27 protein-coding genes and 2 riboswitches are annotated in these 25,357 nt (G+C 38.8%); of the genes, 1 reads left to right on the top strand and 26 read right to left on the bottom strand.

Going from position 1 to position 25,357, the window contains the following annotated elements:
• Positions 1-41: 41 nt before the first annotated feature.
• The 23 genes from C1726_RS15360 to C1726_RS15250 all read right to left on the bottom strand — a co-directional run bounded on the left by C1726_RS15360 (position 42) and on the right by C1726_RS15250 (position 23,060).
• Complete coding sequence (locus C1726_RS15360; RefSeq protein WP_102273970.1) at positions 42-1,127, bottom strand: HD-GYP domain-containing protein; 1,086 nt, start codon at positions 1,125-1,127, stop codon at positions 42-44.
• A gap of 200 nt (positions 1,128-1,327) precedes the next feature.
• A complete protein-coding gene (locus C1726_RS15355) occupies positions 1,328-1,630 on the bottom strand; it encodes a YunC family protein (RefSeq protein ID WP_102273969.1) in 303 nt (100 codons plus the stop codon).
• Positions 1,631-1,695: 65 nt separating this feature from the next.
• Positions 1,696-2,535 (bottom strand): DUF72 domain-containing protein, encoded by an 840-nt coding sequence (locus C1726_RS15350; protein WP_102273968.1) that lies wholly within the window; start codon positions 2,533-2,535, stop codon positions 1,696-1,698.
• Between the two features lie 79 nt (positions 2,536-2,614).
• The gene (gene sufB / locus C1726_RS15345) at positions 2,615-4,012 is read right to left on the bottom strand and encodes a Fe-S cluster assembly protein SufB (RefSeq protein ID WP_102273967.1); all 1,398 of its coding nucleotides are present in this window, start codon (positions 4,010-4,012) and stop codon (positions 2,615-2,617) included.
• A 95-nt stretch (positions 4,013-4,107) separates the two neighbouring features.
• Entirely contained in the window at positions 4,108-4,539 is a 432-nt protein-coding gene (gene sufU, locus C1726_RS15340; RefSeq protein WP_102273966.1) for a Fe-S cluster assembly sulfur transfer protein SufU, read from the bottom strand.
• Positions 4,529-5,758, bottom strand: a complete 1,230-nt coding sequence (locus C1726_RS15335; protein WP_102273965.1) for a cysteine desulfurase — start codon at positions 5,756-5,758, stop codon at positions 4,529-4,531. The genes sufU and C1726_RS15335 overlap by 11 nt, the downstream gene beginning before the upstream one ends.
• Positions 5,758-7,068: a Fe-S cluster assembly protein SufD gene (gene sufD / locus C1726_RS15330; protein WP_102273964.1), complete on the bottom strand. Its 1,311-nt coding sequence runs from the start codon at positions 7,066-7,068 to the stop codon at positions 5,758-5,760. Before sufD ends, C1726_RS15335 begins: the two co-directional genes overlap by 1 nt.
• Positions 7,069-7,086: 18 nt before the next feature.
• Positions 7,087-7,872, bottom strand: coding sequence for a Fe-S cluster assembly ATPase SufC (gene sufC / locus C1726_RS15325; RefSeq protein WP_102273963.1), 786 nt, complete (start codon positions 7,870-7,872; stop codon positions 7,087-7,089).
• Positions 7,873-8,264: 392 nt separating this feature from the next.
• Positions 8,265-8,471 (bottom strand): hypothetical protein, encoded by a 207-nt coding sequence (locus tag C1726_RS15320; RefSeq protein WP_057767812.1) that lies wholly within the window; start codon positions 8,469-8,471, stop codon positions 8,265-8,267.
• Positions 8,472-8,665: 194 nt separating this feature from the next.
• Entirely contained in the window at positions 8,666-9,508 is an 843-nt protein-coding gene (locus C1726_RS15315) for a MetQ/NlpA family ABC transporter substrate-binding protein (protein WP_102273962.1), read from the bottom strand.
• 13 nt (positions 9,509-9,521) lie between these two features.
• On the bottom strand, positions 9,522-10,190 hold the full coding sequence (locus C1726_RS15310) for a methionine ABC transporter permease (RefSeq protein WP_102273961.1): 669 nt from the start codon (positions 10,188-10,190) through the stop codon (positions 9,522-9,524).
• Positions 10,183-11,208 (bottom strand): methionine ABC transporter ATP-binding protein, encoded by a 1,026-nt coding sequence (locus tag C1726_RS15305; protein ID WP_102275823.1) that lies wholly within the window; start codon positions 11,206-11,208, stop codon positions 10,183-10,185. The genes C1726_RS15310 and C1726_RS15305 overlap by 8 nt, the downstream gene beginning before the upstream one ends.
• Positions 11,209-11,334: 126 nt before the next feature.
• Positions 11,335-11,442: riboswitch (SAM riboswitch) on the bottom strand.
• A 150-nt stretch (positions 11,443-11,592) separates the two neighbouring features.
• Entirely contained in the window at positions 11,593-12,909 is a 1,317-nt protein-coding gene (locus tag C1726_RS15300) for an O-acetylhomoserine aminocarboxypropyltransferase/cysteine synthase family protein (RefSeq protein WP_102273960.1), read from the bottom strand.
• A gap of 141 nt (positions 12,910-13,050) precedes the next feature.
• A riboswitch (SAM riboswitch) is annotated at positions 13,051-13,153 on the bottom strand.
• 88 nt (positions 13,154-13,241) lie between these two features.
• Positions 13,242-13,580 (bottom strand): hypothetical protein, encoded by a 339-nt coding sequence (locus tag C1726_RS15295; protein WP_102273959.1) that lies wholly within the window; start codon positions 13,578-13,580, stop codon positions 13,242-13,244.
• Positions 13,581-13,730: 150 nt separating this feature from the next.
• A complete protein-coding gene (locus tag C1726_RS15290) occupies positions 13,731-15,002 on the bottom strand; it encodes an MFS transporter (RefSeq protein ID WP_102273958.1) in 1,272 nt (423 codons plus the stop codon).
• A gap of 128 nt (positions 15,003-15,130) precedes the next feature.
• Complete coding sequence (locus C1726_RS15285; protein ID WP_102273957.1) at positions 15,131-15,442, bottom strand: thioredoxin family protein; 312 nt, start codon at positions 15,440-15,442, stop codon at positions 15,131-15,133.
• A gap of 6 nt (positions 15,443-15,448) precedes the next feature.
• Positions 15,449-15,805 (bottom strand): toprim domain-containing protein, encoded by a 357-nt coding sequence (locus tag C1726_RS15280; protein WP_102273956.1) that lies wholly within the window; start codon positions 15,803-15,805, stop codon positions 15,449-15,451.
• Between the two features lie 228 nt (positions 15,806-16,033).
• Positions 16,034-16,282: a YusG family protein gene (locus tag C1726_RS15275; protein WP_102273955.1), complete on the bottom strand. Its 249-nt coding sequence runs from the start codon at positions 16,280-16,282 to the stop codon at positions 16,034-16,036.
• A gap of 95 nt (positions 16,283-16,377) precedes the next feature.
• Positions 16,378-16,761, bottom strand: coding sequence for a glycine cleavage system protein GcvH (gene gcvH / locus C1726_RS15270; RefSeq protein WP_102273954.1), 384 nt, complete (start codon positions 16,759-16,761; stop codon positions 16,378-16,380).
• Between the two features lie 69 nt (positions 16,762-16,830).
• Positions 16,831-17,190: an arsenate reductase family protein gene (locus C1726_RS15265; RefSeq protein ID WP_102273953.1), complete on the bottom strand. Its 360-nt coding sequence runs from the start codon at positions 17,188-17,190 to the stop codon at positions 16,831-16,833.
• A gap of 296 nt (positions 17,191-17,486) precedes the next feature.
• Entirely contained in the window at positions 17,487-19,271 is a 1,785-nt protein-coding gene (locus C1726_RS15260) for an acyl-CoA dehydrogenase family protein (RefSeq protein WP_102273952.1), read from the bottom strand.
• Between the two features lie 175 nt (positions 19,272-19,446).
• Positions 19,447-20,622 carry an acetyl-CoA C-acetyltransferase gene (locus tag C1726_RS15255; RefSeq protein WP_102273951.1) on the bottom strand — a complete coding sequence of 392 codons (1,176 nt, stop codon included), beginning with the start codon at positions 20,620-20,622 and terminating at the stop codon, positions 19,447-19,449.
• 56 nt (positions 20,623-20,678) lie between these two features.
• The gene (locus C1726_RS15250; protein WP_102275822.1) at positions 20,679-23,060 is read right to left on the bottom strand and encodes a 3-hydroxyacyl-CoA dehydrogenase/enoyl-CoA hydratase family protein; all 2,382 of its coding nucleotides are present in this window, start codon (positions 23,058-23,060) and stop codon (positions 20,679-20,681) included.
• Positions 23,061-23,275: 215 nt separating this feature from the next.
• On the opposite strand from C1726_RS15250, the gene C1726_RS15245 reads away from it, so the two are divergent.
• Entirely contained in the window at positions 23,276-23,410 is a 135-nt protein-coding gene (locus tag C1726_RS15245) for a YuzL family protein (protein WP_102273950.1), read from the top strand.
• Between the two features lie 62 nt (positions 23,411-23,472).
• Here the strand turns inward: C1726_RS15245 and C1726_RS15240 are convergent, their stop codons facing one another.
• Genes C1726_RS15240 through C1726_RS15230 form a run of 3 tightly spaced genes read right to left on the bottom strand, consistent with a single transcriptional unit; the run spans position 23,473 to position 25,340 of the window.
• Positions 23,473-23,718 (bottom strand): YusU family protein, encoded by a 246-nt coding sequence (locus C1726_RS15240; RefSeq protein ID WP_102273949.1) that lies wholly within the window; start codon positions 23,716-23,718, stop codon positions 23,473-23,475.
• Positions 23,711-24,517: an IucA/IucC family C-terminal-domain containing protein gene (locus C1726_RS15235; protein ID WP_102273948.1), complete on the bottom strand. Its 807-nt coding sequence runs from the start codon at positions 24,515-24,517 to the stop codon at positions 23,711-23,713. The genes C1726_RS15240 and C1726_RS15235 overlap by 8 nt, the downstream gene beginning before the upstream one ends.
• Positions 24,510-25,340, bottom strand: coding sequence for an ABC transporter ATP-binding protein (locus tag C1726_RS15230; protein ID WP_102273947.1), 831 nt, complete (start codon positions 25,338-25,340; stop codon positions 24,510-24,512). The genes C1726_RS15235 and C1726_RS15230 overlap by 8 nt, the downstream gene beginning before the upstream one ends.
• Between the last annotated feature and the right edge of the window lie 17 nt (positions 25,341-25,357).

The raw sequence follows: 25,357 nt of genomic DNA, 5'->3' as shown, positions 1-25,357 counted from the left end.
TGAACAAATGGGAACCTCATGAAGAAAAACATTCAAATGATTTAAAAGGCTGTGTCACATTCTGTTATGACCACATTCAGTTCTACTTTCAAATCTAATTCATATGGAGGAACTTGTTCCCCGTTATGCTCCATAATTCTTATAATCGGACGGTCCCCTAAACCAATATTTTGACCGGTAACAATTCCTTTACGTCCATCATTTAGCTCCACCGTTATCCCGACTGGATAGATGGCAACTGCTAATCGAAAAGCTTCTACAATTTGCTGTTCAAATAAGGTTCCAGAACCTGCATAAAGAATTTCTAAACCTTCATGCGGAAGCATAGCTTTTCGATAGACACGATTCGAAGTAACCGCATCAAATACATCTGCAACAGCAATAATTTTTCCAAAAAAGTGAATATCCTTTCCTGTTAATCCTCTTGGATAACCCGAACCATTGATACGCTCATGATGCTGATAGGCACAATGTGCCACTAATAGAGGAATGGTTTGTACCTTTCTTAAAATTTGAAAGCCTGTTTCAGCATGTTCTTTTATGGCAATGTATTCCTCTTCCGTCAATTTCCCTGGCTTAAGCAAGACATCCAATGGAACCTTTAGTTTCCCAATATCATGGAAAATAGCCCCTAAACCTAAAGTTTCCAATTCCTTTGGCGTAAGTTTCAGCTCAAGCCCAAGCGCTAACGAATATAACGTAACATTTAACGAATGGGTGAAGATATAGTTATCGTATGAATAAGCATCTGAAAGTAAGTTTAAAAGATCTTTATTATCCCCTAGCTCGGTCATTAAAAAACGAATCAATTCAGATAGACGTCTCGAAGCCTTCTCAACTACAAAAGAATTGGATATGCTTGAATCCTTTTGGATCTCCAAAAAAGTCGAATTTATTGTTTGAATCGCTTTTCTGCGAACTGGATCAGTCAGTGTTCCTTTGTATTCAATATCCTCCGTTTGAATATCCTTAATAAAAATATAACTAATTCCTAAAGAATTCAGGCGCTGAATCATGCTTTCCTTCAGCTCAACACCTTCACTAAGCAAGATTTGTCCTGTTTCATTGTATATGGTCTTTGCAAGTATCGTACCAGCTTCTACGGATGAAGTTGTCACTAATCGCATAAATTACTCCTATAACCATTTCGAAGTTTTTCCATTGTCGTTCTCATTCATTATCACCTTTAACTATAATAACCTTTTTCGCTAAAAAGTGACAGACAAGACTCTAATTTTGTCGAAAAATATTGAAATAAAAAATAAAAAGGCATGCCAAATGGAGTCTAATCCACAAATTTTTGTGAACATCTCCAATTGGCGTACCTTTATACCATTTTAAGTAAAGCCTCTTTTCCTATCATTCCCCGGTGAATGCCTAACGACTCTGCTTCATATGTGACAGATTCTAACGGTGCATCAAGAAGTTGTTCAATCGTTTTTACCCCCACTGCCCTGCCTGCGATTACTTTTCGATCCTTTAATTTCTCATTTAGCAATGCGACATCAAGTGCCCCACACATAATGTATCCTTTATCATTTGTCACAACAAGTAAATTTGTCTTCGGCAATTCCACGGAAACACAGAGGAATGTATGTCCCTTTATATCAATCGGTTTTAAGTCAATCACGAATCAAACACTCCTTTCCCTCGCTATCAAAATATGCGAGTTGATGGAAAATCGTGTAATGATTTTTAAAACAGCTCCAATTGCCTTGGGGCAAGATCATTATATTCAATATTTAACATTTGTATAAATTGCTTCGCATTATCAGCGGCGTCTCCGCCTGAATTATTGTTAAAAACAGCATAAACTGTTTTGCACTTTTTTTCTAGTTCCTTTATCCAGCCTGCCCATTGTGCAAGTTCAAGCTCGCTATACCGATATAAATATCTCACCTCTCGCCAATTTTCTGCATTTTTCTTTTGCCAGCCGTGAATATTCCGCCCGTGAAACCTCACTAAAACTTTATCTTCATTAGTTGGTTCAAGAATAATCGGAATAGAGCCTGTTCCCGCCTGAGGCTCATCACAAATACTATGAATCCACCCTTCCTCTTTCATGAACTGGATGGTTTTATCCTTGAATGCTGGATGGAACCATGATTGGTGCCGGAACTCTAGTGCACATGGAATATCCCCCATTTTTGCTTTGCACCAACGCAAATAATCTACATTTTTCCTTTTGCAATCAAACCATGGCGGAAATTGAAAAAGCACCATTGCAAGCTTATTTCTATATGGCTCTAACGAATCCTTAAAAGCAGCAAACATTTCATCCTTATCCTGAAAAGGAATCTCTCCCCTTTCATGCCCAGTCATTCCTTGATACGCTTTCACGATAAATTGAAAAGGATCAGGAGTGTCTTTCATCCATTTTTCTGCATTCCGTTTTGGCTGAACAGCGTAAAAAGAAGCATCTACTTCAACCGTTGGAAAGTGACTCGCATACGCCCTTAACTTTTCACCTGGTGAAGTCGGATTTGTATATAGCGTATCGTGATCTCCCCATCCTGTTACTCCGATTAGAATCAAGCAGCACACCTCCATCCGATAAGATAAGTGTAAAAAAACCACTCACCAATTGGCGAGCGGTTTTTAATTTTATGATTGATTAACCGATTGAACCTTCCATTTCGAACTTAATCAAACGGTTCATCTCTACCGCATATTCCATCGGAAGCTCTTTCGTAAATGGTTCAATGAAGCCCATTACGATCATTTCAGTTGCTTCTTGTTCAGAGATTCCGCGGCTCATCAGATAGAATAATTGCTCTTCTGATACTTTAGAAACCTTTGCTTCATGCTCTAATGAGATGTTGTCGTTCATGATTTCGTTGTATGGAATCGTATCTGATGTCGATTGATTATCCATAATTAGTGTATCACACTCAATATTTGCACGTGCACCATCTGCTTTACGGCCAAATTGGACGATTCCGCGGTAGGTTACTTTCCCGCCATGCTTAGAAATCGATTTAGATACGATAGTAGAAGACGTATTTGGTGCAAGGTGAATCATTTTTGCTCCAGCATCCTGGTGCTGACCTTTACCTGCAATCGCAATTGAAAGTGTCATTCCACGAGCGCCTTCTCCTTTTAAAATAACCGCTGGATACTTCATCGTTAATTTTGATCCGATGTTGCCGTCGATCCATTCCATTGTTGCATTTTCTTCACAAACCGCACGCTTAGTAACAAGGTTATACACGTTGTTTGCCCAGTTTTGGATCGTTGTATAGCGACAGTACGCATCCTTTTTAATGATGATTTCAACAACTGCACTATGAAGAGAGTTTGTTGTGTAGACAGGAGCTGTACATCCCTCTACATAATGTACATGAGCACCTTCGTCAACAATGATTAATGTACGCTCGAATTGCCCCATATTCTCAGAGTTGATGCGGAAGTATGCTTGTAATGGTGTTTCTACTTTAATTCCTTTTGGAACATAGATGAAAGATCCGCCTGACCAAACAGCAGAGTTTAGTGCGGCAAATTTATTATCTGTTGGCGGAATCACTTTCGCCCAATGCTCACGGAAAAGTTCTTCGTTCTCACGTAGAGCGGAATCTGTATCCTTAAATACGATTCCTTGTGCTTCAAGATCTTCCTGCATGTTATGATAAACAACCTCTGATTCGTATTGAGCGGATACACCAGCTAAATACTTTTGCTCAGCTTCTGGAATCCCAAGCTTATCAAATGTTTGTTTAATTTCCTCAGGCACTTCATCCCATGATTTCTCTGTCTTTTCAGATGGTTTTACATAATATGTGATTTCATCAAAGTTTAATGACGCTAAATCTCCGCCCCATTGCGGCATAGGCATGTTGTAGAAATGCTCCAATGATTTTAAACGGAAGTCAAGCATCCATTGTGGCTCTTGCTTCATTTTTGAAATCTCTTCAACAATCTCTTTTGTTAAACCGCGTTTTGATCGGAAAATGGAAACGTCCTTATCGGCAAAACCATATTTATAATCGCCAATTTCCGGCATTTTTTTTGCCATCGTCGTATTCCTCCATTCATTTGAAATGCATAAGCTGCATGCTATACATTTCTAAAATTTCAATCATTTCATAACCAAAAATCAAAGGAGAAAACTTACTCTTCCTTTAATCCCTTCTCCATAGCCTTCCATGCTAACGTTGCACATTTAATTCTAGCCGGGAATTTTGCAACACCTTGTAATGCTTCAATATCACCAAGATCAATATCGTCTTCATAGTCTTTTCCCTGCATAATAAGTGAAAAAACCTCTGAAAGCTTTAAAGCATCTTCTATATTTCTTCCTTTTATTGCTTGAGTCATCATAGATGCAGAGGACATCGAAATCGAGCAGCCTTCTCCTTCAAATTTCGCATCTACAACCTTGTCACCTTCCAGCTTTAACGTTAATTGAATACGGTCTCCGCAAGTGGGGTTATTCATATTGATTGTTAAGCTGTCGTCTGCAAGCACCCCTTTATTGCGGGGATTTTTATAATGATCCATAATCACTTGCCGATAGAGAGTATCTAAATTGTTAGAAGACATCGCTGAAATACTCCTTTGTTTTGAGAAGCCCACTAACAAGCTTATCAATATCTTCTTCTGTATTGTACAGATAGAAGCTAGCCCGTGCAGTGGCTGATTGCTTTAACCATTTCATTAGCGGCTGTGCACAATGATGACCCGCACGAACAGCGATTCCCTCAGCGTCCAATACAGTTGCTACATCATGAGGATGGACATCATCAAGATTAAACGTGACTAATCCTGCACGTTTAGAAGCTTCTTTCGGTCCAAAAATTGTTAATCCCTCAACAGCTGACATTTTTTCTATCGCATATGCAGCTAGTCTATGTTCGTGAGCTTCAATTTGATCTAAGCCAACTTCTTCTAAGAAATCGATCGCAGCACCTAAGCCAATAGCACCAGCAATGATCGGTGTGCCCCCCTCAAACTTCCAAGGAAGCTCCTTCCAAGTAGATTCGTATAAACCTACAAAGTCAATCATTTCTCCGCCAAATTCGATCGGCTCCATATTTTCAAGAAGCTGTTTCCTACCATATAATACGCCAATGCCAGTCGGCCCGCACATCTTATGGCCCGAAAAGGCAAAGAAATCACAATCTAAATCTTGAACATCTACTTTCAAATGAGGTGTACTTTGCGCACCATCAACAACCATAATTGCTCCATTTTCATGGGCAATTTTTGCAATCTCTTTAATAGGGTTTACTACACCTAGTACGTTTGATACTTGCATAATTGAAACAATTTTCGTATTAGAAGTTACTGTTTCTCTTACGTCTTCGAGAGAAATTGTTCCGTCTTCCTGAAGAGGCAAATATTTTAACACAGCGCCTGTTTGCTTCGCTACTTGCTGCCAAGGAATAATATTGCTGTGATGTTCCATATAGGAAATGACGATTTCATCTCCTTCATGGAGGTTTGCCTTTGCGTAGCTAGCCGCAACCGTATTTAAAGCAGTTGTTGTTCCTCTTGTAAAAATGATTTCTTCTGTTGATTTAGCATTAATAAATTTACGGACCTTTTCTCTCGCACCTTCATATCCATCTGTAGCCCTTGTGCCAAGTGTATGAACACCGCGATGAACATTGGAATTCATTTCACGATAATACGTATTGATTGCCTCAATAACCTGAACAGGCTTTTGGGATGTTGCAGCACTGTCTAGGTATACGAGCGGCTTTCCATTGACTTCCTGATGTAGGATTGGAAACAGTTGACGAATATCATGGATATCCATTACTTTACTTTCCTTTCAATAACGGACGTAAGCTGTTTCTTAACTCCTTCAATAGGAAGTGCATTCACAACGGGAGCAAGGAAACCATGAATAACAAGTCGCTCTGCTTCCGTCTTTGGAATCCCGCGGCTCATTAAGTAGTACAATTGCAGCGGATCTACACGTCCGACAGAGGCAGCATGACCTGCTGTTACATCATCCTCATCAATTAAAAGAATTGGGTTTGCGTCTCCACGTGCCTTTTCACTTAGCATAAGAACACGGGATTCTTGTTCAGCATTGGATTTTGAAGCCCCATGCTCAATTTTGCCAATTCCGTTAAAGATGGATGTAGCTGCGTCTTTCATAACTCCGTGCTTGAGAATATATCCTTCTGTATTCTTTCCGAAGTGAACAATGCTTGTTGTAAAGTTTTGTGTTTGTTCTCCACGTCCAACAACAACTGTTTTTGTGTCCCCGAAAGAGCCATCGCCATTTAAGTTTGTTACATTTTCATAAATGGTATTGCTGTCATTCATTAAGCCAAGTGCCCATTCAATGCGTGCATCTCTTGCAGCTATACCGCGGCGGTTTACATAGCCTGTCAGTCCTTTTGCAAGGGTATCAACCGCTCCGTATTGTACTTTCGCATTTGCTTTCGCAAGCACTTCAGTCACAATATTAAATACACCGCTGGCAGCGTCCATTGTTGAAACATAGTTTTCAACATAAGTAACCGAACTATTGTCTTCTGCAACAACAATCACATGATTAAAAAGGGCAGCCTCTTCGTTGTCATGAATAAATACAGCTTGAATTGGTTCTGCTACTTCAACGTTCTTTGGAACATATAAGAAAATTCCGCCGTTCACTAGCGCAGCATGAAGAGCCGTTAAACGATGCTCATCAACCTTCACGCCTTCTTGCATGAAATATTTTTGAAGAAGATCCCCATGCTCTCTTGCCGCAGTAAAGATATCAGTGAAAATAACACCCTTGGACTGAATATCTTTTGATACAGATAAGTAAGATGGTCTGTTATTGCGCTGGATATATAAATTTTGCTCAGCAGCATCCAAGTCAATCAATGTCTTCACTTCTTCAGGAAGCTCATTTAATGAAGAGAAATCTTCGCTGCTTACAATATGCTTATCGAACTGTGTAAAGTTCCATTTATCAATTTTTGTTTTATCAGGCTTTGGCATTGGCAGATTTTCAGCATTTGCTAGCGCATTTAAACGAAGCTCTGTTAGCCAAGCCGGCTCGCCCATTTCTTTTGAAAAGGAACTTACATATTCCTTATCAAACGGTAACTTTGTTTCTGTTGACATAATGATCCTCCTAACAAATTACGCTTCTTGGCCAACTGTTTCGTCTTCAATACCTAGCTCTTTCTTAATCCAGTCATATCCTTCTGACTCTAGGCGCTGTGCAAGTTCAGGACCGCCAGATTTCACAATGCGTCCTTGCATCATTACGTGTACATAGTCAGGAGTAATGTAATTTAATAAACGTTGATAATGAGTAATGATTAGACATCCGAACTCTTCTCCACGCATTTCGTTGATTCCTTTTGAAACAACCTTTAACGCATCAATATCAAGTCCTGAATCAATTTCATCAAGAATTGCAATCTTTGGTTCGATCATCATTAGCTGAAGAATTTCATTGCGTTTTTTCTCTCCGCCTGAGAAGCCTTCATTTAAATAGCGTTGAGCCATATCTTGATCCATCTCAAGGAATTCCATTTTGCTGTCCATTTTGCGGATAAATTTCATTAATGAAATTTCATTTCCTTCCTCAAGACGGCTATTGATTGCTGAACGCAAGAAATCCGCATTCGTTACACCAGTAATTTCACTTGGGTATTGCATAGCAAGAAATAGACCAGCACGCGCACGCTCATCAACTTCCATTTCTAATACGTCTTCCTCATCTAAAGTAACACTTCCGCTTGTTACTTCGTATTTAGGATGACCCATGATAGCAGATGAAAGGGTTGATTTCCCTGTTCCATTTGGTCCCATGATCGCATGGATTTCTCCGCCTTTAATTTCAAGATTGACACCTTTTAATATTTCTTTGTCTTCAATAGAAACATGAAGATCTTTAATTGTTAATTTAGAACCTGCCATTACTATACCTCCATCAATAAAAGAAGATTTATATTACGGCAATGCCGCAACCTTCTATTCTCATTTTATTCTCATTACAATCTTATAACAAATGAAATCTGTTAGCAACTCTTTCAGCCCATTCGGACCATTTTTATACGGAAATAATAAAGGGCTTTAAACCTTGTGTCTTTACTATCTCATACCCAAAAAAATAATCCTGATCATTTACCTATTTATTCTAACCATACAGTATTTTTTCATGTAATAAAATGAATTAATTGAGAATCATCCTTTAGATACATGAATTTTCAGTATAATAATACCATAAAAACTTTTATGCAAAAAACAAAAAAGAAATCAGCAATATGTATACTGATTTCCCTTTTTCTTCATTATTATATAGTGCAGCTTTAGGAATGAACTTTCTTCTCTAAATTAGCAATCATTTGCTGACATTTAATATGTTCTTCCTGTCGTCTTTTTTCAACCTTCATTCGAACCTCATGCTTTCTGCTGTAAGTTTCATACCCTACACCATGGGCTCCATGCATTGCCTTTTCCATATCGCTTGTGTAATTTAACTGTAGCTGGTTAATAAAAACCAATCCTTTCGTCATTGCGATTTAATTTACGTTCGTATTTTAACATCTACACTATATGCAAGACAATGACGAAATTAGCTGAAATTAATTGCAGAAAATTGAATTATTACGTTTAAAACGCTTACATTTATATCATGCTTACAATATGTGCAAAATCCTTTAAATATAAAAACAGGCATGAGTGTAACATGCCTGCTTTCTTATATTCGTTATTCAGATACAGGGATCACTGCACCTTTATATTTTTCAACGATGAAATCTTGGATTTCTTTTGAATGTAAGACTTCAACAAGAGTTTTAATTGATTCCTTTGTTTCATCTCCCTTGCGCACAGTAATGATGTTTGCATATGGGGATTCGTTTGCTTCAATCGCAATAGAATCTTCAACAGGATTAAGTCCTGCATCAATGGCATAATTCGAGTTGATTACTACAACATCGCCTTCATTATTATTGAAAATTTGTGTAAGCAGCTTCGGCTCGTAATTTGCATCAAATTCTACATTTTTGGGATTCTCAACTACATCTTCTAGTGTTGCTTTCGATTTCTCTACGCCATCCTTAAGTTTAATTAAGCCTTCTTTTTCAAGGATTGATAGAATTCTTCCATGTTCAGCGACTGAGTTGCTAAGAATAATATGTGCTCCTTCAGGCAGGTCAGCAATAGACTTATATTTCTTAGAATATACAGCCATTGGTTCAATATGAATTCCGCCTGCATTAACAAAGTCATATCCATTCTCTTCAATTTGAAGTTCTAAATATGGAATGTGCTGGAAGTAGTTAGCATCCAGTTCTTTTGTTTCTAACGCTTTATTAGGGAGGATATAATCCTGGAACGTAACAATTTCTAAATCAATTCCCTTTTCTTTAAGAATTGGCTTTGCTTCCTCAAGAATCTCAGCATGTGGAACGTTAGAAGCTCCTACTGTAAGTTTAGATGTTTCTTCACCAGCTCCACCATTTTCACTGCCCTTTTCCTCTGAAGATCCGCATGCAGCAAGGAATAAAGCAACTGCTAGTGCGAAAATAAATGGTAACCATTTTTTCATTTTTGACCTCTCCTTATCGTTTATCTAATTTGGATGTTATAAAGTCACCAATAAATTGGATGATAAATACAATTATAAGAATAATGATTGTCGCTGCTAACGTAACATCAGGTCTAGTTCTTTGGAACCCTTCTAGATAAGCAAGATTTCCTAGTCCCCCTGCACCGATTGCACCGGCCATTGCTGTATAGCCTACTAAAGCAATTGCTGTTACGGTAATCCCCGATACGAGTGCTGGCATTGATTCTGGCAAAAGAACTTTCCAGATGATCGTGCTTGTTTTTGCACCCATTGATTTAGCTGCTTCAATTACCCCTTTATCAATTTCTCTCAGCCCGATTTCAACCATTCGAGCATAAAAGGGAGCTGCACCAATGATTAATGCTGGCAGAGCCGCATTTTCCCCAATCATTGTACCTACTAAAAATGTGGTAAATGGAATTAATAGAACGATTAATATAATGAAAGGAATCGATCTAAATATATTAACAAATGCGGCTATTATTTTATTAATCACCGAATTTTCCCATATATTGCTTTTAGATGTTAAAAAGAGCAATAAGCCCAATATAGCACCTATAATAAATGTGGCTATTACCGAAATGCTTGTCATGTAAAGAGTCTCTATTGTGGCCTCCCACATCGTCTCCCATTTTACATTTGGAAACCATTCATTAAGCATTCGAAATCACCTCCACTCCAACTTGCTGAGAATGGATATATTCGATCGCTCTTGCTAATTCCTCTTTATCCCCATCAATATGAATGAACAGAGTACCATACGATCCGTTTTGAGTTTGTGAAATTTTCCCTTGAAGAATATTAACTGTCACCTGAAAATTCCGAATAAGATTCGTAATAAGCGGCTGCTCTGCTGACTCTCCTACAAATCCGAGCTGTACAACTCGCCCGTGCGGATATAGATCTAGTAAATGATCAATCGTCTCTTTTGTTTCCTCCGGTTCAGTCACCTGCTGAACAAAACGCTTTGTAATTTCTTCCTGCGGGTTTTTAAAAACATCCAGTACCGGTCCAATTTCAACAGTTTTTCCGTCTTCCATAACTGCTACTCTATGACAGATCTTGCGGATAACATGCATTTCGTGGGTGATTAAAACAATTGTTAACCCCAGACGGCTATTAATATCCACGAGTAAATCAAGAATCGCATCTGTTGTTTGCGGGTCTAGTGCGGAGGTAGCCTCATCACATAATAATACTTTCGGATTATTTGCAAGTGCTCTTGCAATTCCGACTCTTTGCTTTTGTCCTCCACTCAATTGTGATGGATACGCATCCTCTCTTCCTTCAAGACCAACAAGCTTTATTAGTTCGTCGACACGTTTTGCTCTATCTTTCTTGGATACACCTGCGATTTCAAGCGGAAAAGAAATGTTCTGTCTAACTGTCCTTGACCATAGCAGATTGAAATGCTGAAAGATCATGCTGATTTCCTGACGCGCCTTTCTTAACTTGCTGCCCTTAATTTTAGATACTTCATTATTCGCAACAACTACAGTTCCTTCGGTTGGTAGTTCAAGCCCATTTAACATTCGAATTAACGTACTTTTCCCCGCTCCGCTATAGCCAATAACCCCGAAGATCTCTCCCTCGCTAATCTCAAGATTAACGTTATCTACAGCCTTTACCTGACCTTTTTGGGAAGGGTATATTTTTTGTACTTGTTTGATTGAAATCATTGTCATGCTGCACACCCTCTTTTAATCCAATTTTGCTTATTACTTTTCTTTAAGTATTTTTCTTTTATAAAAGAAAAATGCCTTTCTGACATATGAGCAGAAAGGCATAAATAAAAATCGTCCTTTCTCTCATCTTCCAAAGCAAACATTGCTTTGTGTGAATTGGCACCATTTCATTTTCATGACGGTTGCCGGGCTTCATCGGGCACTTCCCTCCACCTCTCTTGATAAGAGCGTAACATCTATATTCAATTAACACTTTAAATTAGTTCAGCAATTACATTTACGAAAATTATCGTATCATGGATTTATTGAGGGTGTCAACGATTTAAATTATAATTTAGTATTTTTTAAAGATAGTATTTTTATCCAACTTTCAAAAAACTACGCTTTAGCTGTTAAGGATGTAATTCCTGTTGCAGCATAAATCGCTTGCTCTAAGTCATCAATTAAATCCTCTGCATTTTCAATTCCAACTGAAATACGGATTAAATCCTCTGGTACACCTGCAGCCTTTAACCCCTGTTCATCTAATTGCTGATGTGTTGTGCTTGCTGGATGAATGATCAAACTCTTAGCATCTCCTACATTTGCTACATGAGCCCATAGCTCCAGATTATTAATTAAGCTCGCTCCAGCTTTACGTCCTCCTGTTATTCCAAATACTACAACAGAACCTGCGCCTTTTGGCAAATACTTATCTGCCAGCGGCTTATCAGGGTGATTTTCATTTCCAGGATAGAGAATCCAATTAATAGCAGGATGTGTCTCTAAATATGCTATAATTCTTTTCGTATTTGCTATATGCTCTTTCATCCGCACATGAAGTGTCTCTAAACCAAGTGTAAATTGGAATGCATTCTGTGGACTCAAAGCAGGTCCTAAATCTCTCAGCAACTGAACCCTAGCTTTAGTAATGTAAGCAACCGGTCCAAGCGCCTCGCTATATACAAGATCATGATAACTTCCGTCAGGCTCTGTAAACCCAGGGAATTTAGGCGAATTCCAATCAAACTTTCCGCCATCTACGATAATTCCTCCCAATGTCGTCCCATTGCCAAGCAGCCACTTTGTAGCTGAGTGAATGACAATGTCTGCTCCATGTTCAATGGGTCTGCAAAGATATGGAGTGGCGAAAGTATTGTCAATTAGAAGAGGAATTCCATTCTCATGAGCAATCTCAGCTACCTTTTCAATATCCAGCACTTTTAGACTTGGATTGCCGATCGTTTCTGCGAATACCGCCTTTGTTTTTTCTGTTATCGCTTCTCTAAAATTTTCAGGATTCTCTGGATCAACTAGCTTTACTTGAATGCCGTACTTTGGAAGAGTTACAGCAAATAGATTATAAGTTCCGCCATATAGGTTTGAGGCAGCAACAATCTCATCGCCAGCTTGAGCAAGATTAAGTATAGCCAATGTTATTGCCGCCATGCCGCTTGAAACAGCTAGAGCACCTACCCCGCCTTCTAACAATGCGACTCTCTCTTCAAAAACGGTTACCGTGGGATTATGAATCCTTGTGTAAATATATCCGGATTCCTTTAACCCAAAAAGATTCGCAGCATGCTCCGTATCTTTAAATTGGTAGGCATTGTTCTGATAAATCGGCACAGCTCTCGCACCTGTTACTGGATCAGGCTGCAACCCGCCATGTACGCCAATCGTTTCCAAACGATAGTTTTTTTGTTTTCCACTCATTTTTTCATCTCTCCTTTTTTTATATGCATGCAGGTCAGGCTCAATCATTTGTTGTGTATCACACGAAATAAAAAGACAGCAACCCATTTAAAAGAAGAGCTGAAAAAACCCTCTTCACAAGAAGAGGGTTGATATCATCTCTTCTTATCTTCCAGAGCAAATATGCTCTGCTGGAATTAGCACCGTGTAAATTACCGGTTGCCGGGCTTCGTCGGGCCAGTCCCTCCGCCTCTCTTGATAAGAATATTCAGTTTTTTTAGTCAGATAATTAATTTTGATATTAACATATGGCCATTTAAAAGGTCAAGTGGAAATTAGAATTTTTTTATAATTCAGCTTACACGCTGTTTAGAAAGAAGAAATAATGACTCTAGAAAGAGAAGTCTTCTAAAAGTAGAATCTACTAGTATATTTTTTGCTCGTATCGAACTTCTTAATTTCTCATTTCCCATTAATATCGAGGAAATCCTATCCTTAGAGCCAGCAATAAGAACATCATATGTATGATTCTGGTCAGGCGGACAAATTTCTACATCTCCATTTTGAAATTGTATATATAAAATGTCATCCTTTGTACGAATACATAAAATGAATGACATTCCCTTTAACAAAACGGCTAAATGTCCTTTCGATTTTACCTCATGAATAAATGCAGCTGTCACTTCCTTCATGCCCTCACCTCAGTTTAAACTGATAGACAATAAGCTTTTCTTCTATTTGTCTTACTATATTCTTTCTTCACTGCACTACACATTCCTTCATCATTCGCTCGACATTAACTTTGGAACATTTCCTGAGAAATATGTCATATGATTATATTTTCAGACTGTTTTTGCCGTTTTAACAGCTGAGTTTGTCTTATTATAGCTTCGAAAAACAATAAAGAAGTATACAGAACCTATTAAATATAAAAAGGCAGTGATAGTAAATACGGCCGCATAGCCCCAATACGCTCCATATTTCATGACAATACCCGTTGATATGGGTCCCATAATGGCCCATCCTAAATTAAATACCATCTGATTAACTGAGTTCGCCAGTCCCTTCATCGAATCTCCAACCTTCGACATCATAAGTGACATTTGAATAGGATTTCCAGCATTCATAAGAGCTTGCCGGAATAAAAAGCCGATTGCTGCAAGCCAAAGACTTTCCGTATATGCTGTCATTAGCAGAAACGGCAAGGAGGATAGTTGAAGAATAACAACCGCCTTAACTTCACCAACCTTCCTGACAACCATTGGTCCAATAATCATTGCAATAGCCGTTGCTGCCTGACCCATTGAAATGATAAAGCCGATTGCTGAATTAGATGCTGAAAAACGATCAGCAAAATATAAATTCAAATATGGAATGACTAAACCAGCACCAACACCAATTAACAATTGAGCAAATGCGAATAGCAGAATAATTTTCACATTATCATTTTTACTTAAAATGGTTCTGACCGAAATGGTCTTCTTTTCCTTTATGTTTTTTCGCGCAACACGCTGTTCATTAAATTTTATAACTGGAATAATGCCCATAAGAAAAATAATACTTCCAATCAGCAGGGTAAAACGAATACTATTCAATTCTGATGTAAAAATGGAAAAGAAATCAGTTAATATGCCGCCGCCAAGGTTTCCAATCACATTTGCCCCAGTCATTACAGCAAAGTGAATACTAAATAAATGAACCCTTTGCTCAGTCTTAGAATTTTCTGCTAGCCAAGGAATCCCCGAAACCTGAAATAAAGCTGTCGCCAAGCCGGTTGCAAAAGCTGCCAGTACTAATAATGACTGAGTTTCGATCACACTTCTAGATAATAAGATCATTCCGGTTGCCGCAGCCCCATATATCATCGCTTTTTTTCGTCCGATTCTATCACTAAAAACTCCTGCTGGAACAAGTGCGATAGCAGTCGCAAGCGCGGTCATAGATACCACTTGCCCGTTGACCTGCTCATTATAGCCTAGCTCCCTGATATAGAAATTATAAATAACCATAAAAATACCGAATCCAATTTGCGTAAAGATATTTGCCATAAACGCAAGCCGAATATTGCGATTATACCCTTTAATTTGGCTGGCCCATTCTTGGTAAAATGCCATTTTCACACCTGCTCCACTAATATTTCGCATCCCTAAATATAATAATCCCTTAAGGAAGGTTTTGTAAATATTTTAGTTAGATAATTCAAAAAAATAAAAAAGGAGCCTGGTGTAAACACCTAACTCCTTTATATAAAGCTCTTTATTTTATTAAATAAATATGGAACTGATTGAAAAGCATATACTTTTTCTTCAAGCCTTCCTCTTTTAAAAATAAGCAGACATGGAACGCTTTCGACCTCCCACTTTTCGGCTAAGTCTGGCATATAATTTAAATCTGATTTTCCAATTGGCAGATTGGGCAAAATCTCCTCTATTACTGCCAGCATTTTCCCAGCTACCTGGCAGGTTCCACATAAAGGGGTATATAAGTAAATCAAGCTTACCTGATTATCTCCTGCCAATGCCCTATTTATCATTTCCTGAGACCATTCCTGCAATACAAATCATCCTCTATCTAAAAACTCCATATTCACATCAATATTGGCACCTAATAACACGGTAGCTAAATGGTGTTCAGGTGCGGTTGCTACTTCCCGATACATCCGGTCAATATACAGATGCTCCGCTTCCGGAAATTCTCTTTTAAATTGTTTTCGAAGCTTTTCACCTGCATCATCTGCATCAACCAGAATAAATACATCCTTATCAAGCAGCATTTCAATTAACTCATCAAGCTTTGTCAGGCTGATTGTTCCATTTGTACAAATAATCTCGACAGGCTCACTTACGATTGCTTTCACCTTTCTTTTATCCGAAGTACCCTCTACAATAATGACCTTCTCTGGAATTGTTTCATTCATATTCATCACCTGAACTTGAGTTGGGTTTTGGGATAACCCTAATATGTTAGAAAGGAAAATCCAATTGATATTTATCACTTTATCATACCATATTCAATATTCGAGATAATGGTGTTGAACTCCTGCCAATTAAAAATACTATAGTAAATAAGCTTGCTTGTATTCAGTATATCCATTTATCTCATCTGCTTAAAATAAATAAAACAGCGGAAATTCCCGCTGTTTAAACTAACACCAGCCACCCTCGTCACAATCTGTATAACGTGCTTGCGGACTTTCTGTTGTTGTTACATGCTGGTATATCTTTTGCATATCTGTTTCAAAATGATGGTCCATCTGAATGGAAGGATCTTTAGGCAGACGAATGCTCCCAATTCTTTCATTCTCTAAATAAAGTTCAATTTCTCCATCCTTCAACTTTCCAACAACACGATCAGTAATATCAATTTTATTATTCTTTAATCCCACAATAACCATCCTTTCTCGTTCTAATGATTATAGTGTTTCCCTTTCTAAAGAAATAAAAAAACCAAATAAAGGGAGGTGCCGCCTATGCAGCACCTCCCATTTCATTAGTCTTCTTTAACCATTTCTTCGTATTGTTCAGCAGTCATTAAGTTATCAATTTCACCTGCATCAGATGGTTCAACAACAATCATCCATGCTTTCTCATATGGAGACTCATTAACAAATTCAGGGCTGTCGCTTAAATCCTCATTAATAGCCACAACTTTTCCGCTGATAGGCGCATAAAGCTCAGATACCGTTTTAACGGATTCTACACTTCCAAAAGGCTCATCTGCAGTCACTTCATCTCCTACCTCTGGAAGCTCAACGAAAACGATGTCTCCAAGCTCAGATTGAGCAAAGTCAGTAATCCCAATACGAACCTGCTCACCTTCTGTTTTTACCCACTCATGCTCTTCTGAATAACGCAATTCCTTTGGTGTATTCATTCCTAATCCCTCCATTTTTTTATTTCAATCTATGATCGTAGTATCGATCTCTTTTCCATCATGGCCATCTTAAGCAAGCCATGTTTTTTCATAATCCTCTTCTTTAAAGCCAACCGTCACATTATTCCCATCCGTTACTATCGGACGTTTAATAAGCATGCCATCGGTTGCCAAAAGATCAAGAAGCTCATCGTTTGACAATGACTTCACTTTATCCTTTAAACCGAGTTCCCGGTATTTCTGACCGCTTGTATTAAAGAACTTCTTAATATCTAAGCCGCTCTTTTCATACAAACTTTTTAGGTCACTCGCAGAAGGCGGATTATCTGCAATATGTATCGCCTCGTAAGCCAAATTATGGTCATCAAGCCATTTCTTCGCTTTTCGGCATGTCCCGCATTTCGGGTACCAATAAAAGGTTAGACTCATTGTTTCACCACCTAGATTATCATGTCCCATTTTAAAAAGAAAGTAACAGTTATCAAAATAAATACTATCATAATTATAGTATATTTCATAAAGAATGGCTCTAGATGATAATTCGACAAAATTCTCTTTTATCCTTCTATTTTAAAAAGATATTCAGAAAAAATACTGGGATTCTAATTCTATCGAGTAACTCTTTGCATTTATCTAGCAGCTAAACAATGTTATCTAGCATTTCAAATATATCGCATTCAAAAGCTCCCTCCATTAATGAAGGGAGCCGAACTTTTATAAATTAATTATAGAACAAATTTCTCTGCATCAATTAATTTTTCAGATGCTTCACGCTTCTTCGCAATGACGTTGATTGGTGTATGGCGCGTAAATTTGCGTAAAGATGAAAGCATCATGCGCAATGTATCGCCAGTTTCAACAGCAACAAGAGTTTCTTTCGCATCTTGTTCAATTTTATTGAACGCTTCTTGACAGAAAATTTGTGTATAAAGAAGCTTTTGCTTGCTCTTTTCTAGGCCGTCTTTTTCGATTGCTTTTTCAGTGCGAAGTACTGCTGATTCCATTGCATATGCATTTGAAACGATATCTGCAATGTTCACTAATACTTCCTGCTCCTGATCTAATGCTTTGCCATATTTTTGAGCAGCTAATCCTGCAGCAAGCAAGCCGATTTTCTTAGCGTTCTTCACTAAATATTTTTCTTGAGCTAATGGTGCATCACCTGGCTCTTCTGGCATCATCATCATGAGCTCTTCTTGCAATGCCATTGCTTTTTCGAATAATGGAAGCTCACCCTTGAATGCTTTACGCATGAAAGTACCAGGTACTAATAAACGGTTAATTTCATTTGTTCCTTCGAAAATACGGTTAATACGGGAATCACGGTAAGCACGTGCAATTTCGTATTCTTCCATGAAGCCGTAGCCGCCATGTAATTGAACACCTTCATCCACAACATAGTCAAGAACTTCCGTATTGAAGAATTTACCTAAAGAACATTCGATTGCATACTCAGCAATTGATTGAGCAACTGCTTTACCAGTTTTCGCCTCTTCATCAGATAGCTTGCTCATACGATCTTCAAACAATCCTACAGTTCGATAAATAGAACTCTCAGCTGCGTATACTTTAGAAGCCATTGTACCTAGCTTCTCTTTTGTTAAGTTAAAAGAAGAGATTGGTGTTTTAAATTGCTGGCGTTGGTTTGTGTATGGAATTGTAATTTCCAATGCACGTTTGGAAGCACCAAGTGCACCAACCCCTAATTTGTAACGGCCAATATTTAAGATGTTAAATGCAATGATATGCCCGCGGCCGATTTCTCCAAGCAGGTTCTCAGCTGGAACTTCTGCATCTTGAAGGATTAATGTACGAGTAGATGAGCTCTTGATCCCCATTTTTTCTTCTTCCGCACCCGTTGAAACGCCAGGGAATTCCTTTTCTACGATGAATGCAGAGAATTTATCGCCATCAATCTTCGCATACACAACGAATACATCAGCAAAACCTGCGTTTGTAATCCATTGTTTTTCTCCATTTAATACATAGTGTGTTCCAGCTGCATTTAATTTTGCGACTGTTTTTGCTCCTAGTGCATCTGATCCAGAGCTAGGCTCTGTTAATGCATAGGCAGCAATTTTTTCACCTGTCGCTAAGGCAGGAAGATATTTTTGCTTTTGTTCTTCATTTCCGAAGAGGACAATTGGAAGAGAGCCGATCCCAACATGTGCGCCATGTGTAATTGAGAATCCGCCGGCAATAGACATTTTTTCAGCGATTAATGCTGAACTTACTTTATCTAAGCCAAGACCGCCATATTCTTCTGGTACATCAACGCCTAATAATCCAAGCTCACCAGCTTGATGCAATAATTTTACTGAGCGTTCGAATTCATGCTTTTCTAAATATGGAACTTGCGGCAATACTTCATTTATTACATAGTCTTCTGTTGTTTTCGCAATCATTTTATGTTCATCTGTATAATCCTCTGGAGTAAATACTTGGTCATATGTTACATCTTCAATTAAAAAGCTTCCGCCTTTGATCATTTTATCTGTTTGGTTAGTCATTTTTCTTCCTCCATTCTCATATGAAGGGAACCTTAATTGGCCCCTTTTTTAGTCAGTTTTCACAAACATAGTTGGGTAGAGGTTGACTTCCGCTTCAGGATGCTCGCTTTCCGCTCCAGTCAACCAAACTTTTTTCGAATAAAGTTAATTAATACATAGATCAGAAGCAAACCTCTTATAACAATTCAAATACTCCAGCAGCACCCATTCCGCCGCCGATACACATTGTTACTACGCCAAACTGTTGATTTCTGCGTTTCATTTCGTGAATGAGAGATAGGGTCAGTTTTGCTCCTGTGCATCCTAGCGGGTGACCAAGTGCGATCGCCCCACCGTTCACATTTACCTTTTCTTCATCAAGTCCAAGCTCACGAATGATCTGGATCGATTGAGAGGCAAACGCTTCATTTAGCTCAAATAGGCCAATGTCTGAAAGCTCTAAGCCTGCAAGCTTAAGTGCTTTAGGAATGGCCACAATCGGTCCGATCCCCATTACTTCAGGCGGCACACCGCCAACTGCAAAGGATCTGAACTTTGCCATCGGCTTCAAGCCTGTGCTTTCCGCTTTTTCACGGTCCATAACCATAACAGCAGCAGCCCCATCGCTTGTTTGTGAGGAGTTTCCTGCTGTAACTGATCCTGTCACTGAGAATGCTGGGCGGAGCTTCGCAAGCGCTTCTACAGTTGAGTTCGCACGAACCCCTTCATCCTGGCTGAATTGAATCATCTTTTCTACTAATTTATTGTCTTTACCCACCGATCTTAAAGTTACATCTACCGGAACAATTTCATCGGCAAACTTTCCTTCTGCAATTGCCTTAGCCGCTTTTTGATGGCTTCTTACTGCAAAGGCATCTTGATCCTCACGTGAGATTCCATACTTTTTTGCTACTTCCTCTGCTGTATGCCCCATTCCCATATAATATTCCGGAGCTGTTTCAGCCAGCTTCGCATTTGGACGAGTCACATGTCCCATCATGGGCACAAGGCTCATTGATTCTGCTCCGCCTGCAATGATTGTATCTGCGTGGCCGATCATAATTTTTTCAGCAGCATAGGCAATGGCATTTAGACCTGATGAACAATAACGATTAATCGTAATAGCTGGAACCGTGTATGGCAGACCAGCCAAAGCCCCAATATTACGGGCCATATTTAACCCTTGCTCTGCTTCTGGCATGGCACAGCCAATAATTAAATCATCGATATTGCCTTCATAATTCCCTGCACGCTTTAACGTTTCTTGAACGACAAGTGCACCTAAATCATCCGGCCTTACATTTGCTAATGTGCCTTTCTTTGCTTTTCCAACCGGAGTACGGGCACCCGCAACGATTACCGCTTCTCTCATTTCATTCCCTCTCTTTCCTGCTACAATAAAATAAATCCTCTGACTCTATTAATCTATTAGTTACGCAATGGTTTTCCTTTTATTAGCATATGCTGCATGCGCTGCTGCGATTTTGGATCGGCAACTAGGCTTAAGAACGCTTCCCTCTCTAAATCCAACAAATATTGTTCATCCACTTCCGTGCCATACGGTACTTTTCCTCCTGCTATCACGTAGGCAAGCTTCTTCGCAATTTTCAAATCGTGTTCAGAAATATAACCAGAATACATCATGGCTTGTGCACCTAATAGCAAAGTTGCATAGCCTGTTTCTCCGACAACAGGTACTTTCTTATGAACCGGAGGCTTATAGCCCTTTTCATAGAGAGTTAGAACTGCTTGCTTCGCATCATAAAGCTGATGATCCCCATTAACACTAATGCCGTCAGCAAAATTTAAGAAATTATTATCACGCGCTTCTTCTCCAGAAGTAGAGACCTTCGCCATCGCAATGGATTCAAACACTTTATTCGCTACCTTTTGTAGGTCAAATTCTACACCGCTCGGCATGGAGTTAAGATGCTTTATATAAAGCTCCTTGTTCCCTCCGCCGCCAGGGATCAGACCTACACCTACTTCTACTAGACCCATATATGTTTCACTAGCTGCCTGAATATGTGCAGTCGGCAGACACACCTCTGAACCCCCGCCAAGTGTCATTCCAAATGGTGCAGCAACGACTGGTTTTGAACTGTATTTAATTTTCATCATTCCTTGCTGGAAGTGACGAACAACCATATCAAGCTCGTAAATATTATCATCCTGTGCTTCCATCAAAATCATCGCAAGGTTTGCCCCAACGCTGAAGTTCTTTCCTTGGTTGCCGATGACAAGTCCCTTAAAATTTTTCTCCACTTCATCAACAGCAAAGTTAATCATTTGAATGATATCTAAGCCTAACGCATTGCTCTTAGAGTGGAATTCAAGAAGTGCTACTCCATCACCAAGATCAATCAGGCTAGCACCGCTATTCTTCTTTATCACGCCATTTTTCTTTTTCAGACGCTTTAAGTTAATTACCTTTGCATTCTCTTTAATTTGCTTATATTCACCGTTTTCATAGAAGAATAAGTCTCCATCTTCTTCTTTATAGAAAGAAGTAAAGCCATTTTCAAGCATTTCCTTGATCCAAACTGGAACTTCAAATCCTGCTTCTTCCATTTTCTTAACGGATTTATCTAGGCCGATTGCATCCCATGATTCAAACGGGCCAAGCTCCCAGCCAAATCCCCATTTCATCGCACGATCGATTGCGACGACATCATCGGCAATATCGCCAAGCAATTGTGCCGAATAAATAAGCACTGGGCTTAATATATTCCATAGTAAATGGCCAGCACGATCATCAGCATAAACAAGCGCTTTCATTTTATTGGCTGTGCCTTTTTCCTGCTTGCTTAATTCAGTAGCAGCAGTTTTCAGCTTTTTGCGCGGACCATATTCTAAGCTTTTCGGATCAAGCTCCAATATTTCTTTCCCTTGTTTTAAAAAGAAGCCTTGCCCTGACTTACTTCCTAGCCAGCCTTTGTCAAGCATCGCTTTCATGAATGGCGGAACTTCAAAGACTTCCTTTTCCTTGCCTTCAACCTGTTCATATACGTTATTCGCTACATGAGCAAAAGTATCGAGACCAACAACATCAAGTGTTCTGAAGGTCGCACTTTTCGGACGGCCAATCATCGGACCTGTAATCGAATCTACTTCCCCAACACTATACCCGCCTTTTAGCATTTCCTGAACAGTAACTAGAAGTCCATATGTTCCAATACGGTTAGCGATGAAGTTTGGCGTATCCTTTGCTTCAACAACACCTTTTCCAAGAACATCTTCTCCAAATTCTTTTATGAAAGCCAGTACAGCTGGATCTGTATGTTTCGTAGGAATTACTTCTAATAACTTTAAATAACGCGGAGGATTGAAGAAATGTGTTCCAAGAAAATGCTTCTGGAAATCTTCAGATCGTCCTTCCGCCATCGCTTCTACCGAAATCCCTGAAGTGTTAGAACTAATAATGCTGCCCTTCTTACGGTATTGGTCTACCTTTTCAAAAACTTGTTTTTTAATATTGAGATTTTCAACAACGACCTCAATAACCCAATCGACATCCTTAAGACGCTCCATATCATCATCGAAATTTCCTGCTTCGATTAATGCAATGTTCTTTTTAGAAGTAAGCGGTGCTGGCTTTTGCTTTAATAATTTTTGTTTACCTGATTCGCTGATGCGATTGCGGACTGCTTTATCTTCAAGGGTTAACCCCTTTGCTTTTTCTGCATCCGTTAATTCCCGAGGTACAATATCCAATAATAAAGTTGGAATTCCAATGTTTGCTAAATGGGCGGCAATACCTGAGCCCATAACACCAGATCCTAAAACTGCCGCTTTCTTAATTTGTTGGATCAACTTCTTTTCCCCCTTTTGTCATTTTGAATGAATACTCATTCATTTTTCTGTCAAAAAAAATTGCTCGAATGAGTTCTGTTATCTATAACTATAAAATATTTGAAAAATTTACGCAATCTTTTCCTAACTGAAATTAGGAAATTTTTAAAAAATTATTATTGTAAATTTGTTTCTTTAATTTTGGATAGGCTAAAAGTGGAGGTGAAGAGCAAATGGCACGAAGAAAGAAGAACCCTTCCAAAGCAGGGGTTAGCGCAGCTAGTGTAAAAGGAGATGCTGGACCAACAGTAGAGGCAGATGGCGGCGGGAAAGTGAACAGCCAAAATAATCAATATAAAAAGCAATAAAGGAACTTGTCATAAAAGCCGTTCCTGTGATTTAGGAAACGGCTTTTTTGATTGCAATATTATTACTTTTTATTTCTATATTGTTCATTCCGGACTTTAATATCTGCAATCATCTTTCTCATATCTTCCTTCGCATCAGGATATGCACTGTTCCAATGCTGTACGAGCGGTGGCATCGATTTAGCAATGTGAGAATAGAGAACCCATCCTTGCACTTGCTCCTTCAGCTCCGGACTCGTTTCGCCAAACAGCAGCTCTGTATACTTTTCTAACAGTCCATCCACTTGTGCCTTCAATTCCTCATTCATTCGATTGTTCTTCCCTTCTTTGCATCTCACTAACAAATGCAAGTGCTGTACAAACCTGCGGGCATGATGTACAGCGTTTCTTCGATCTTGTTAAGTAAGAATAACAGCAAGTTTTTCTCGGTCTAACCGCTTTTTCATATTCTTCCATATATATATGCTCATTATAATATTTCTTTAGCGGATTTTCGTTATAGCCGCCAAATAATGAACCAGGAGCCTGAAAAAGAAGATATTGAAAATCTTCCTTTGAACGGAGTATAACTTCCTCAGTCAATTCTTCCTTTTGTAAAATGGTTTCATATAACCAAACAATATATATGGAGATATTTTCCCATAGAATTAATTTAGATACTTTCGTTACTCTTGAAAGGCAATCGAACAGTGGGTATAAGTGGTTATTGAATAAAGTATAGATGCATGTTTCTCGCCATGTTTCTCGATTTCCTATCAATGTTTCAATATGAAAGTCATTCAAGTAAAAATTAGGCAGCCATAATTCGTCTTTTTCATCTGTTTCAAGCGAGACATTCTCGAATGAAATATTAAGCTTCGCATTTTTCAATGTCATTGTATATAAATAGGCAACCGCTAGAAAGGCATATCGTTTTATAAATATGGATGCAGTTACTTTGTCATTGGCAGCTCCGATATGCTTGCCAAGCTGTGCTAGATATCGTCTCATTGATTGTTCGTCAAGGAGCTTGTCTATTTGCACAGAAAGGGCTGATGAAGTTCTATTCGTTGTTACACGAAACTGCTTAAGTTCAATTCTCTGATAGTCAGAAAGTATGTTATCCATTCCTAGAAAGCCTTTTCTGCTTTAAAATACAGCGTCCCTTTCCATAAGGAATACATAAAGGTGTCCCAAATAGAGGATCCACCGTGACCTCACATTCCATTTCGAATACATTCTTCACTAAACTGCAATTAATAACAACCTCTGGTTTCCCCTGAGCATAGATTTTTTGATCTTTAATCGCAACAACATTATGTGCATAGCGGCATGCAAGGTTTAAATCATGTAATACCATTACAATCGTTCTTTGTTCTTTTTCATTAAGCTCAAACAATAAATCGAGAATTTCAATTTGATGGGTCATATCCAAATAGGTTGTCGGTTCATCAAGAAGGATTGTATCTGTATCTTGAGCAAGCGTCATTGCAATCCAAGCTCGCTGCCGCTGTCCGCCTGAAAGCGAATCCACGGCTCTATCTTTTAATTTCACTAGGCCCGTTGCTTCTAATGCATTATTCACCTTTTCTTCATCTTCGGATGTCCATTGTTTCAGCCATGTTTGATAGGGATATCTTCCCTGTTTTACTAGTTGAAGAACGGTCAATCCTTCTGGCGCAGCTGGTGATTGCGGAAGGATCGCCATTTTTCTCGCTACATCTTTCGTCGATAACCTGGCAATAGCTTCCCCATCCAATAACACTGCCCCTGATTTAGGCTTAAGGAGACGAGCAATAGAGCGAAGTAAAGTTGATTTCCCACAGCCATTTCCACCGATAAAAACAGTGATTTCCCCTTTAGGAATTTCCAAATCAAGCTCATTTATGATAATGGTGTCCCCATATGACAGTGTTAGTTGTTTTGTTGAAATCGCTTGGTTTGTATTCATCGTCTGCCCTCTCCTTT

The sequence above is a fragment of the Cytobacillus massiliigabonensis genome, assembly GCF_900199725.1.
In the GTDB taxonomy this organism is placed as follows: Bacteria; Bacillota; Bacilli; order Bacillales; family Cytobacillaceae; genus Cytobacillus; species Cytobacillus massiliigabonensis.
This window is presented reverse-complemented; position numbering and strand designations above follow the sequence as displayed.